Consider the following 13,287-nt stretch of genomic DNA (forward strand, 5'->3'; position numbering starts at 1 on the left):
TGCCGGGGTTATTGTCAACATTGCGATTATAGTCAGTCCCTCCGTTTCGGGGAAATACAGGGTGGTAATCTCAATTACCACTCAGTTCCCTTGCTTTTTCGTACATCCAGAGTGCATCCTCTTCTTTTCCGATGTTTTCAAGTATGTAACCAAGATTGTTCAGGGTACATGCTGCACTTTCCCTGTATGAGAGGTTATCAGGCTCCTCTTCAAGGATCATGGCATATCTTTTGAGCGCATTCTCATACAAGGGTTTTGCCCTCTCCAGCTCTCCTTCTTCAAGTAAGAAATACCCCAGGTTGTTAAGTATATACGCTACGTTCTGATGATATCCTATATTGTGGCTGTCCTCTCCGAGAAGTGTCTGGTATTCCATAAAAGATGCTTCAAACAACCCTCTTGCCTCTTCCACATGTCCCATGTCCGTCAGTAAGGCTCCTAGTTTGCATCTTATAGATGCTGTCCTTTCCAGGTAGAAAATATTCGAAGTGTCCTCTGCAGCCAGTTCTCCATAGGAGGACAGTGCGCTTTCATAGTACTTCTTCGCCTCGTCCATGTACCCGTTCTCATCAAGCAGGAGCGCCATATTTTCTAGTATCATAGCGCTGTCTTTCCCAATGTATGCATTGCCGGGATCCATTTCTGCAAGTTTTTCATACAACCTGAGCAACATGTCGTATCCTTTGATCCTCTGCTCAAAATCCTCAATCTCCGGAACGGATATCTTCAAGTTTTCCAGCATGCGCGCGACTTTTAAGCGATATTGTGAATTCTTACCTTCCCCCAAAAGAAGTTTCAGATAGATTTCCATCCCTTCTGCGACCTGACCTTCATCGATCATCAGATTTGCTATCTCTTCCCTGAGGCTTCGTATGTTCTGGAAGTATCGCAGGTTATCTGGTTCTATGGCAAGTAGTTTTTCACGCATTGCAAGTATCTTCTCATATTCAGCGATCAGCGTCCCCCTGTTGCCGGCATCAAGGGGAGTTCTCTCCATGTTCAGGAGGATGCTGTCAATTTCATCTCTATGACTTTTAACAGAAGGCTCCAGATCACAGAGCTTGAAATATATATCAAGAGCTTTGTCATTTTCTTTCAGCCCTATCAGGACACTGCCGAAAGATTCAAGAGCAGAAACAAGCTTTTCACTGTATTCTTCGTTGCTACTTTCTATGGATAGCAATGACCCATACATTGCAGAAGCCTTCTCAAAATGTTCCGCAGCTTCCGTGTGCATTCCCATGTCCAGCATAAGTTTTCCGGTCTCACTCTGCAAGCCTGCAATATCCTTTTTAATTCCGGCATCATCTGGCATGATCTCCCCAAGTCTTGTAAGCTTGTCAAGTGTTGCACTGCAGGCTCTGATCTTTTCCGTACTGTCATGTATCCTGTCTGTGAGCTTGTGCAGGTGATCGACGATGGATATGGCGCCCGACTGGAACATCTCATCCGATGCTTCCGCCTCAAGAGCTTCCAGTGCAATGTCAGAAGCCCGGACAAGGTCCTGCAGAGCCACGCTTTCTTCATGAAGTTCCTCAAAGATCGTTCCACGGATGTCCAGAGCAAAAGCAACATTCAGCCGATAGGACATGTTGGAAGGATCGATGTCCTGTAGCAGCTCGCATGTTGTGAGTATTAGTTCATGGTCCCGCAGTTTTTCCTGTGAGCTCTCTTCCGGGTCTATCATCTCATTAAGTTCTCTGAGCGCAGAGATGATCCCTGAGCGGTATTCCTGATTCTCAGGGTCTTTTTCAAGTAACTCCCGGAGGGACTGCAAAGAATTGATGAGCTTCTCTCTTCCACTTTCCAGATCATTTGATTCTGCAAAAGGTTCTTGATTTTGTTCTTGATTTATATCTTCTGATGGTGTCCCTGCAGTGCTAGTTGAGCCACCATCATTCCTTTCTGCAGCAAGGCGTTCCTCTATTGACTGTGCCTCCCCGTACAGGGCTTCTGCATCACTGGTTTTACCGGCAGACATAAGCATATCTGCATAGCCCTTCAGGGCAAAGGCGAGCCTCTCGACATAAAGTGCTGTGGGATCCATTTCGATAATTTTGCGGTAGGTATCCACTAGTTGCCGGTACTTCTCCTCCGAAAGATTCCCCGATGAGCTGTCTGTTTCGAGGTTGAGAAGATTTTCAAGGATAGTTGCCATCTTGAATTGCATGGTTGTAGCCCTCATAGCTTCCTCCGGGCTTTCCCTGAGTATGCGTAAAGCCTTTTCAAAGCTTTTTTGTGCAGCTTCCTCTTCCCCCTCTTCTGCCAGCAGGGCACCAAGGTTATTCAGCGTTGAAGCAGCATTTGACCTGTAAGTCATGTTGTTACTGTCACTTCCCAGAAGTTTATCATAAGCATGTATAGATATATCATAATTTTTTCTCGCCTCTTCGCTGTATCCCTTATTTTCCAGGATACCGGCCAGATTACTGAAAATACCTGCCCTCTGTTCATTGTTCACATAGCCCTTGTCCGAAAGTTCATTGCTGATATCGACAGCACTCCTGTATCTTTCAAAAGCATCATCCTCATGACCTGTGGAAAGCAAAAGATCTGCGTATGTCTGCAATACAGTGGCATGGATATCGGGCGATTCAGCCTCTATTACATTGTATTCTGCCAGCTCCAGGGCATGAAGCGCATCTGCATATAGCCCTTTCTCTATGAGGGACACCCCTTTGTTCAGGTGTCTGACTGCTATATCTCTTGATCGTGTGGACATAGGTGGTATTTCTCTGGATAGTCAGTTATGATAGTGAGGGTTGGTACTGATTGCTAGTCAATTGATTCTATAATCCAAAGCAACAGTTAACATAGTATTATATTTTTCTGCCGGAATGTTGCTAGTTGCATTACATTATTTAAAAATGCACCTATGGGGCAGGTATAAGCAAAAACAGCTTTTGGGAAGGATGGGTCACGCATCCTGTCCTGTGGAGTTCTATCTTCTATCGATCATTTCATCTATGTTCACTTCAAGCTCTCTGTGAACCATTCTCCTGCGATTGCGGCAACTTCTTCCAGTTTGCCCGGTTCCTCGAACAGGTGTGTTGCCCCCGGAACTATTTTCATTTCCTTTTGTACGTTCAACCTGTCCAGAGCCCACCTGTTCATCTCTATGACAGGCGTGTCCCTGCCTCCCACAATGAGCAGCGTGGGAGCTTTTACATTTGCCAGGGACTCCTTTGCAAGGTCTGGCCTGCCTCCCCTGGAAACCACGCTCATGACAGCTTCAGGCTTGCGGGCAGCAGCTATAAGAGCTGCAGCGGCGCCTGTACTAGCTCCAAAGTAACCTATCTGGAGATCTTTCGTAGCCGGCTGTTGTAACAGCCAGGCCGTGGCCGCGACAAGACGGGTGGCAAGCATTTCTATATCAAAGCGAAGATGTGCGGTCACTGCGTCCATCTCCTCTTCCTCCGGAGTCAGCAGGTCAAACAGCAATGTTGCAAGTCCTCTTCCCTGGAGGTGTTGTGCGACAAACCTGTTCCTCGGGCTGTGCCTGCTACTACCGCTGCCGTGAGCGAACACCACAATGCCTGTCGCACCTTCAGGTATGCTCAAATCTCCTTCAAGAGTGATCGGACCCATCGGGATGTTGACAGGCTCTTCAAGCATTGGCACCTTCATCTCTAATCCTCATCCTTTCGATTCATTCCTGCAGCTTCCTCAAGTAAGTTGCAAACCTCTTTGTCACTAGTCTGAGAAAAATCCACATACCAGGCACCCACTCCATAGAAAGGTTCAGGGGTTGTCAGGCATATTGCTTCATCAACTTCTTCTTCAAAACCTTCGCATGTATCTTTTGCAGCAGTGGGAACTGCCACTATCAGATGTGCAGGTTTCTGGGTCCTCACAGCTTTTACTGTCGCATTCATAGTAGCACCTGTAGCTAATCCGTCGTCTACCAGGATAACTGTCCTGCCTTCTATGCGCGGCTCCTCTTTTCCTTTACGATATAACTGTTCTCTTCTCTCCAGTTCCACCTGCTCCGCAGCAGCGACAGCAGCGATTGTATCATCGGAAATTCCCAATGATCTGACCACATCCATATTCAGCACACGGATGCCTCCACTGGCAATGGCTCCCATCGCAAATTCCTCATGTCCCGGAACTCCCAGTTTCCTGACAATGAAGACATCAAGCTGTGCTCCCAGTTTCTTTGCAACCTCAAAAGCTACCGGCACTCCTCCTCTTGGCAGTGCAAGCACAAGCAGGTCCCTATTCCCTGAATACTTGGAAAGCCTCTCTGCAAGCTTTTGACCTGCATCAATTCTGTCACTGAATAAACTCATTGTTCCTTCCCCTGTTTTATAATGTCCTTAATTACTATTTTACTTATGCGCATGAGAGTACTGCAAGTACCAATGTCACTCGAATCTCCTGGGAAGGATAATCAGTAGCTGTATTGTGTTTCCTGTAGCTGGGATTACAGTAGAATACTTATATTTGATAAGGATGATAATTAATTAACTAACATTCGTTATCGGTATATATCTTCAAATCTATCCTCGAGTAACTACATCCCGCTAAAAAATGATTCCCATGAAAACGAAAAGATATGTGCTTCCTTTTATATTCATGCTTATTGCAACATCTCTTTTTAGCCCTCTGGCTGTCAGTGCCGCTACTGACGCAAAGGATTTCAATTCACATGCTGTTGCTCTCACAAAAGATGGAACTTACGACCAGGCACTTGAATATTATAACAAGGCCCTTGCTCTTGACTCCTCAAATACCGAAACACTGGATAATAAGGTCTCAACTCTGTTCCTCTCAGGGCAGTATCAGGAAGCTTATGACGTAAACAAAGTTCTGCTTAACAGATATCCAGGCTCTCCTACTGCACATTTCAAGAAGGGACTTATCCTTTCTGCGACAGGGAATTATGAGGATGCTATAAGTTCCTATGACACATCCCTGAACATGCTTACAAAAAGCGGTTCTGATTACGATAATGGCTTTGACATCGGTAGCATTATGCTGTCACAGGGAAACGATATATCACAATTGACGGAGTTTGACTCACGGGCCGCTACCATATTGTATCACAAGGGCAAAGCACTTGAGAAGGCTGGCAGATACGAAGAAGCTTTGGTGTGCTATGAGAATGCCACTGCACTCACATCGTTCTATGCAGATTCATTGCATAAAAAGGCCCTCCGGTCTTATAGCTCCGGAGAGAATGACAAGGCTGTTCAACTGTTAGACACTGTCCTCTTAATCGAACCTTACAATGCCGTAGTATGGTATGAAAAAGGACTTGCACTTGATGCAATGGGGAATCCCGGAGATGCTATTGGTTGCTACAGTCAGGCGATAGAGCTTGATCCTTCATATGAGGACGCTCTTTTAGAGAGAGCAAAGGCATGGGAGAAAGCAGGTGATATCGGATCAGCAATAGAGGATTATAATCTTCTGCTTTTGGCTAACCCTTCCAGTTCAGAAGCCTGGTATGGCCTGGGGCGCAACTATGAAGGACAAGGAAATTACGAGTATGCTTTAAGGGCATATGAGCAGATTCTTACCTATGACCCCTCCAATAAGGAGATCTGGTCAAAGAAAGGCTTCCTGCTGGATTCCCTGGGTATGTACGATGAAGCTATACTGGCATATGATATGGCCCTTCAGCTTCAGAACCAGCGCAGGCCTTCAGTTTCAAACGAGGTTACTGCATCGGATATATTCGCATCAGATGTCGATATGATGGCTTCCTATGATGAACAACCTGCGTTCACATCGGATACCGCCGGGATATGGTATAATAAAGGACTGGCCTATGACAGGCTTGACAGGCACAAGGAGGCTGTCGACGCCTATGACCGGGTGCTGGCCCAAGAAAAAGGTTTTGCCGTCGTGTGGTATAAGAAGGCTGTTGCGCTGGACAGTTTGCAACAATACGAGAAAGCCATTGATTGCTATTCTCATGCCCTCAAAATTGATTCATCCTATCCCCGGGTATGGTATGAGCTAGGTCAGGACTATGACCGGCTTGGAAAAAGCAGTATGGCGCTGAAATCTTATTCAAGTGCTCTCAGTCTGGACCCGTATTTTGCAGCTGCGTGGTATGCAAGTGCTGCAGATCTCTCACGGCTCGGAAAACACAGCGATGCGATTGAGTATTATGATGGGGTTCTCGAACTTGAACCCGGCTTCGTAGATGCCTGGTTTAAAAAAGGCAGTTCTCTTGACAGTCTGGGGAGATATGAGGAAGCTATCGTTTGCTATGAACAGGTGCTTGAGCTGCAGCCCTCACATCCTGATGCGACAGAGAAGATGAATGCCGGAATGCAGAGACAGAACGGTACTTCAAACACTCTCATAGGGTCGATGACCGTTACGAACAATAGCAGGCTGGCAGGGAACGCAGCTAATGACATGCTGTTACCTAATGCTTTTGTCCTGTACAACAGCTTTTCACCTGCACCCGCATACAGTGCAAGGAAAGCGGCTGGTATTTCTGAGATGCTTGGCATGCCCGTAAACCTTGATCAGCTATGGGTTAGCAAAGGCGATGCTCTCAATGGCATGAACATGCCCGAAGATGCCATGGCCTGCTATGATAAGGCATTGATGTTAAACAGTGATTCAACTGCTGCATGGTCCGGCAAAGGCTTCTCTTTCGACCTGTTAGGTATGCATGAGGAAGCACTTGGACTTCATGAAAAGGCTCTTCTGGCACAGCCTAATGATCCTGAAGCCCTTTTAAGAACAGGGATCTCACATTATAGGAATATGGATGAATGGACCGCACTTGAATATTTTGAGAGAGTGCTGCAACAGGAACCTGGCAACCAGGAAGCTCTATCCTATAAGGCATCTGTCAGTGAGAGCCTTTCACTGTATTCTTACGCCATAGAATGTTATGATGCCATGCTCGCAGAAGATCCTCAGAACACCGAAGTATTGTATAAGCTGGGACTAGCGCAGTACCAGGCCTACAGGTATGATGATTCACTGAAATCCTTTGATAAGGTTCTGGAGCATGATAATTCAAATGTGACTGTACTTATGTACCAGAGTATGTCCTCCGCGCAGATGGGCAACTATGACAAAGCTATCCGCTACCATGAACTTATACTTGAGATACATCCGGATGACACTGGGGTACTTTTCACCATGGGAGCAACCTACGAGAAAGCCGGCCAGTACTCAATGGCTATTGGGACATACGATCGGATACTTGAACTTGAGCCTGAGAATACCCGGGCATGGAACCAGAAGGGATTTGCCTACTATCTCATGGATGACCCTGCAACAGCAGCAGATATGTTTGACAAGTCAATATCAATTGATCCGGGGAATCCATCTGCCTGGTATCACAGAGGTATGCTGGCTTATATGCTCAGTAGTCCAAAAGGTGCTGTATATTATTACGACAAGGCACTGGAGCTGGATCCTGCCTGTATAACTGCATGGTACAACAAGGGATTTGTCCAGAATGTCCGGGGAGATACGGAAGGTGCAATTGTGAGTTATGACAGGGTACTGGAATTGGATCCCGCTTCCGTCTCAGCTATGTACAACAAGGAATTTGCCCTGTATCGTCTGGGTAAGTCCTCGGAAGGCGCTCAGTTACACGAAGTGATAGGGCTCATAGATCCTGAGTTTGTTGCCTCTTTGCAGGACCGGGGCACAGCTTTCTTCCTGCCGACAGCCTATAGTGACACACTTGACTATGAGCTGCCGGTAAGATGGTACAATGGCACCACCGAGTATATCCAGGTGAGTGAGAAGTAAGTTGCAGGGGTGGATATCACAAACTTTATCGTGCATATCCTCCTTTTCTTACCATGCTAAAATCCCTTATTTTTGATATGGATGGCGTGCTGCTGGACTCTATGCAGTCCCATGCCGATGCATGGATACAGGTTTCCCGTGAATGGGGAGTTCATGTCAGCAGGGATGATATCTACGAGATAGAAGGAGCTAATCACGTACTGGGTCTGCAGTGGCTTTTCCAGAAAGCTGGACGGGATCTGGCTCCCGAGCATTACGGCCCAATTCTTGCCAGAAAAGTGGAGATATTTTCCAGCATGGCTCAGGTGAGGCCTTTTGAAGGAATCCACGGTTGCCTTGAAAAACTCGGCAAGTTGTTCGATCTTGCCGTTGTGACAGGCTCCGAGAGAGTAACAGTCATGCGATTACTGGATGAGTTCTTTCCGGGCACATTCGATGTGGTCGTATGCGGGGATGATGTGCAGCGAGGAAAACCCTTTCCTGATCCATACCTGAAAGCTGTGGAAATGCTTAGTGTCCTGAAGGAAGAATGCATCGTCATCGAGAATGCTCCTATGGGAGTTGAGGCTGCAAAGAGTGCGGGGCTTTTTTGCGTGGGTGTTCCAACTTACGTTGCTGCCGATAAGTTATCAAAGGCTGATATTGTTCTGGACAACCATTCATCTCTCTCCGACTACCTGTTGCGGATGGTGCCAGACCATCTTTCGGAAGGTTTTAAAGCGTAATTTCCTAATATGTAACTATGGACAATACGGCAGATAACACAGATCCAAGAGAACAACTTCAGGAAGACCTGAAAAACCTGAAACAGGATTTCAGCAAAAATCCCGGCATGGACAACCTGTTCCAGATTGTCGTTATCTATGACGCACTTGGGCAGACCGAACGCGGCATAGGTTTTGCAGAGGCTTTCCTCATGCAGATAGAAGATGAAATGGAAAGGCTCGTAATGAGTACAATGGTCCTTAGCATGGTGGATAGGGATGATGAGGCAGTTAAACTCCTGGGAGAAGCAGAGGAAAAGTTCCCGGAGGACATCCGGCTGAAAAGATACCGGGGCATGCTACTTAACAAGCAAAGAAAGTTCCCGGAAGCTGTTGATGCATTTAAGGTCTTGCTGGAAAAAGATCCGGGTGACCTTGAAGCGGTATCAGGGGAGATCATAGCTCTCCTTGGCCTAAAAAAGCATGAACTAGCTATGAAAGCATACCAGAGCTCCATCAATATAACCCCCCGGGAAGCTCCGCAATGGCATTTCAAGGGCATGCTTGATGGCCTGATGAGTGAGCATCTTTCTAAAATGCAGCAGGACAGTCCGAATGAAGACCGTGATAAGAAGCTTTCTGAGAGCTTCATGCGCATCAGTAGCCTGATTGATAGTTTCGGCCCGGATGTCCGTAACTTTTACAGGATGGGACAAGTTGCAGGGAAGGAGGCTTACCATCTGACAATGGATGATGCAGAGAAAGAATAAGTTACTTTAACAGGAAACATTCTCTTTCCTTCTCTTTTTCATTTCCTGATTCCCGTTCATCTTTTTGGATTTGCAGGTAACACCATCTATTTACATCTCCTCATTATATGTCCTATGCAGGCATATATCTCTTCTATATTTGTCCTATTAAGGTAAAATATGCTCAAATCAGGGATAGTTTTATAACTTATTTTTGTCCACTTTGAGTTAATGAATAAGTACACTGTCAGATGCTTGCACTGTGGAGAGGCCCATGAACCATATTCACTGAACTGCAGGAATGGTGACGACGCTCTCCTGCGTGTCGAGTATTCAGCCAGGCAGCTTCATCCTGCGGACATGCCCGGTATATGGCGGTATAAGGAATGGCTGCCTGTACAAGGCATCATCGAAGAAGGTTCGGGAAAGACTGTCACTTACAAAAGTGAAAAGCTTGCCTCGGAATTGGGGCTTAATGACCTGTGGATCGCCTTCAATGGTTACTGGCCTCAAAGAGATGCCAGGATGATGACCTGCACATTCAAGGACCTGGAATCATTCCCGACCATGCAGCGACTGAAGGAACAGGATGAGGTAAGGATAATGGTGGTTGCATCTGCAGGCAACACCGCAAGAGCCTTTTCCCATGTGTGCAGCATCACCGGCCAGCCTTTGCTTCTGGTTGTTCCGCAGGAGAGCTCACACAGGTTATGGACGACTCATGAAGACACCTCCGCGGTCTTCCTGGCTACAGTGGAAGGTGATTACTTTGATGCTATTTCCCTTGCAGGCAAGATTGCCTCAAGAGAAGGGTTTGTAAATGAAGGCGGGGCCAGGAACGTCGCCAGGAGGGATGGCATGGGGACTGTTATGCTTGATGCCGTCCTCACGGCAGGTTCACTTCCCGACCATTATTTCCAGGCGGTGGGAAGCGGTACAGGCGGAATATCTGCATGGGAGGCATCCATGCGGCTGATAGAGGATGGCAGATTCGGCTCAAAGCTCCCGCGGCTTCATCTGGCACAGAGCCTCCCCTGTGCTCCGCTGTACTCTCTTAAGTATGGAACTGATGCTGTTGCACCAGAATGCCCCGGGGGGATGTATGATGACGTGCTGTTCAACCGGAAACCCCCGTATGCGATAAAAGGGGGCGTCAGGGACGCGCTCGAAGCTACAGGCGGAACTGTATATGCAATAAGGAATAAGGAAGCGGCTGAATCACAGTCAGTATTTGAAAAAGAAGAAGGCATAGACATAAATCCTGCTGCTGCGGTGGCTGTTGCAGCGCTGGTGAAAGCAGTACAGGAAGGCAATGTCCAGCCCGACGACCGGATAGTCCTGAACATAACCGGCGGCGGTCAGAAGAGGCTGATGCAGGACTATCCCGTAAAGATAATTGAGCCATCTGTAAAGGTATCTGCAAAGGACCCCAATGCAGAGGATATGATTGTAACTATGGTACAAAATGTGTTTGGTGTATATAAATGAATGAAGAACTGACTCTAACAATACTTGGCGGTGTCGATAAGGACGGGGTACCGGAACCTGTGAAATTCCTGGAAGTAAGCAAAGGCGAGATCATAGGAATTGTGGGGCCAACCGGTTCGGGCAAGAGCACCCTCATAGATGATATAGAACAGCTTGCCCAGGGAGACACGCCTACCGGCAGGTCCATACTTATCAACGGTAAAAGACCGGATGCTGGTATCCGTGTAGACCCGCGGAAAAAACTTGTGGCACAGTTGTCCCAGAAGATGCATTTCCTGGCAGACATGACAGTTGTGGATTTCCTTCACATGCATGCGCGCAGCAGGGGTAAGGGGCCTGAGCTCGTAGACAGGGTCATCGAACTTGCCAACACACTGACAGGAGAGCCGATATCCCCTGACCATTACCTGACAGTTCTCAGCGGAGGCCAGTCACGGTCCCTGATGACAGCAGACATTGCGGTCATAAGTGATTCTCCTGTAGTCCTGATAGACGAGATCGAGAATGCAGGTATTAAGAAACAAGAGGCTCTCCGGCTGCTTTCGGGTGAGGGGAAGATCGTTGTTGTAGTCACTCATGATCCTGTCCTGGCACTGATGGCATCCCGCAGGATAGTTATCCGCAACGGTGCAATGATGGACATTATCACTACCAGCAGGGAGGAGCAGGATGTGTGTGGCAGGATCACTCAGGTGGACAACTGGCTCATGTCCCTGAGGGATACCATTCGCAGGGGAGAGATCGTAGAGGAGCTGGCATGAAGCTGGTGGTACTTGCGGGTACTCCCGGTTCAGGTAAAACCTCCGTGCTGCTCCATACCATCAGGTCGCTTATTAAAAGCGGAAAGAAACCGGCTGTCGTTAAGGTCGATTGCCTGTGGACAGATGACGATCAGCGCTTCAGCAAGCTTGGCATCCCGGTACATGTGGGTCTTGCAAAGGACATGTGCCCCGATCATTTCACTATCTATAACACCGATGCAATGCTGGATTGGGGGGCATCAAATGGCGCTGACATCGTTTTGAACGAGACTGCAGGACTGTGCCTTCGATGTGCGCCATACCCGGACGAATGCCTGGCCATTTGCGTAATCGATGTCACAACCGGACCTAACACGCCCCTGAAAGTAGGCCCCCTGCTCACAACTGCGGATATAGTCGTTATGACAAAAGGCGACCTGGTTTCCCAGGCTGAGAGGGAGGTATTCAGGGAGAGGGTGCTTGATGTCAATCCTGGGTGTATCATAGTTGAGGCGAACGGCCTTACCGGAAAAGGGGCTTTCGAACTTGCTGAAATGGTCACCGAAGGTCCGGATGTGTGTGACAACATGGTGTTGCGATACAATCCGCCGCTTGCCATATGCTCGCTGTGTACAGGAGAGACCCGTGTGGCGCGCAAGCATCACATGGGAGTGCTGAGACAGCTTGATGGTTTCATGGAGTACAGGGGTGAGTGAACATTGACCGATATCCTGTCACTCCTGCCTGGGTATAATTGCGGAAGTTGTGGCTTCAGGCAGTGCAGGGATTTTGCTGCGCAGCTGAAAAGCTCGGAGGATCTCCAGCGATGTCCTTTCCTCGAGAGGGATACTTTCCGGGAAAATCTCGAAAAACTGACGGCTCTTGTAGGTATCGACACATCTCAGGAAGAAAAGATAATAGGCATTATCGACGGGCTTGAAGCGGATTTCATGCTGGCTCCTCTCAGGGACGAATGCTCCTGCAGGGAGTTCATCCATCCCTTTGATGGCTCAGTTGAGGTACAGGTCGGTGATTTCATCAGATACAGGCCACTTGCCTGTCCAGTCACTCATTTTGCAAAAGTGATCGATATAGATCCTGGCATATACACTATACACCTTGTGGGCCCCTTGCACCGTTTGGGCAGGGAGGACTTCAAGTTCAAGGATCTTGGTCTTTGCATGATACTTGCCTTTGAGGGCAAAATTTCCAGAGGGCAGCTTCCAAAGGTCGGCCAGACAGTCAAATTCATCCCGGAATACTGTATGATGCAGAAAGTCCACTCCGGCATGGTCGTGGGTGTAGAGGGTAAGGATATACGTATAGAGGGTATAGACCTGAAGGTATGGTGAAACCTTTGCCGGTGGATGTAACCTCTCCGGAGGCTGTGTACCAGGGTATGAAGAGAGCAGGCATTGACTTTGTAGTCAGTGTGCCCTGCCTTAACCTGAAGGAAGTTATCCCAATGGTGGATCGGGACCCTGATATCATCCATGTGCCTGTGACCAGGGAGGAAGAGGGTGTCGGAGTATGTGCAGGCGCCTATATGGGAGGCAAAAGGCCTGCCATGCTGATGCAAAACTCGGGGCTTGGGAATTCTGTCAATGCGCTTGCCTCTTTGAATCAATTGTACGGCATTCCTCTTGTAATGATAATAAGCCACCGCGGGGTTGAAGGTGAGCCTATATGTGCCCAGGTGCCCATGGGGGAGCTGACTACGCAGTTGCTGGAAATACTCGAAATCCCTTATTTTATTCCGGATTCAAAGGCTGATGCAATAGAGAAGATACAGGTAGCCTGGAAAACCGCACTTGAGGGAAGGAGACCTTCTGCAGTGCTTTTGCCAATCCCTTTCTGGAGGTAATATAA

General features: G+C 47.8%; 11 protein-coding genes. 8 read left to right on the plus strand and 3 right to left on the minus strand.

Annotation, left to right across the window (positions count from 1 at the left end; translation table 11 throughout):
* Positions 1-70: 70 nt before the first annotated feature.
* The 3 genes from QZZ22_RS05060 to QZZ22_RS05070 all read right to left on the minus strand — a co-directional run bounded on the left by QZZ22_RS05060 (position 71) and on the right by QZZ22_RS05070 (position 4,292).
* Positions 71-2,722 carry a tetratricopeptide repeat protein gene (locus tag QZZ22_RS05060; protein WP_292463183.1) on the minus strand — a complete coding sequence of 884 codons (2,652 nt, stop codon included), beginning with the start codon at positions 2,720-2,722 and terminating at the stop codon, positions 71-73.
* A 248-nt stretch (positions 2,723-2,970) separates the two neighbouring features.
* Entirely contained in the window at positions 2,971-3,627 is a 657-nt protein-coding gene (locus QZZ22_RS05065; RefSeq protein ID WP_292463184.1) for an alpha/beta family hydrolase, read from the minus strand.
* A 2-nt stretch (positions 3,628-3,629) separates the two neighbouring features.
* On the minus strand, positions 3,630-4,292 hold the full coding sequence (locus tag QZZ22_RS05070; protein ID WP_292463185.1) for a phosphoribosyltransferase: 663 nt from the start codon (positions 4,290-4,292) through the stop codon (positions 3,630-3,632).
* Positions 4,293-4,542: 250 nt separating this feature from the next.
* Between QZZ22_RS05070 and QZZ22_RS05075 the strand changes: the two genes are divergently transcribed.
* The 8 genes from QZZ22_RS05075 to comD all read left to right on the plus strand — a co-directional run bounded on the left by QZZ22_RS05075 (position 4,543) and on the right by comD (position 13,282).
* Positions 4,543-7,737, plus strand: a complete 3,195-nt coding sequence (locus QZZ22_RS05075) for a tetratricopeptide repeat protein (protein WP_292463187.1) — start codon at positions 4,543-4,545, stop codon at positions 7,735-7,737.
* Between the two features lie 53 nt (positions 7,738-7,790).
* Positions 7,791-8,462, plus strand: a complete 672-nt coding sequence (locus tag QZZ22_RS05080) for an HAD family phosphatase (RefSeq protein WP_292463188.1) — start codon at positions 7,791-7,793, stop codon at positions 8,460-8,462.
* 17 nt (positions 8,463-8,479) lie between these two features.
* Entirely contained in the window at positions 8,480-9,211 is a 732-nt protein-coding gene (locus QZZ22_RS05085) for a hypothetical protein (protein WP_292463189.1), read from the plus strand.
* A 210-nt stretch (positions 9,212-9,421) separates the two neighbouring features.
* A complete protein-coding gene (locus QZZ22_RS05090) occupies positions 9,422-10,678 on the plus strand; it encodes a cysteate synthase (protein WP_292463190.1) in 1,257 nt (418 codons plus the stop codon).
* Positions 10,675-11,439, plus strand: coding sequence for an ATP-binding cassette domain-containing protein (locus QZZ22_RS05095; protein WP_292463191.1), 765 nt, complete (start codon positions 10,675-10,677; stop codon positions 11,437-11,439). The genes QZZ22_RS05090 and QZZ22_RS05095 overlap by 4 nt, the downstream gene beginning before the upstream one ends.
* Complete coding sequence (locus QZZ22_RS05100) at positions 11,436-12,134, plus strand: GTP-binding protein (RefSeq protein ID WP_292463192.1); 699 nt, start codon at positions 11,436-11,438, stop codon at positions 12,132-12,134. The genes QZZ22_RS05095 and QZZ22_RS05100 overlap by 4 nt, the downstream gene beginning before the upstream one ends.
* A gap of 3 nt (positions 12,135-12,137) precedes the next feature.
* Complete coding sequence (locus QZZ22_RS05105; RefSeq protein WP_292463193.1) at positions 12,138-12,770, plus strand: (Fe-S)-binding protein; 633 nt, start codon at positions 12,138-12,140, stop codon at positions 12,768-12,770.
* Entirely contained in the window at positions 12,764-13,282 is a 519-nt protein-coding gene (comD, locus tag QZZ22_RS05110) for a sulfopyruvate decarboxylase subunit alpha (RefSeq protein WP_292463194.1), read from the plus strand. Before QZZ22_RS05105 ends, comD begins: the two co-directional genes overlap by 7 nt.
* Positions 13,283-13,287 lie beyond the last annotated feature (5 nt).

The organism is Methanolobus sp. (genome assembly GCF_016278365.1).
GTDB lineage: Archaea > Halobacteriota > Methanosarcinia > Methanosarcinales > Methanosarcinaceae > Methanolobus.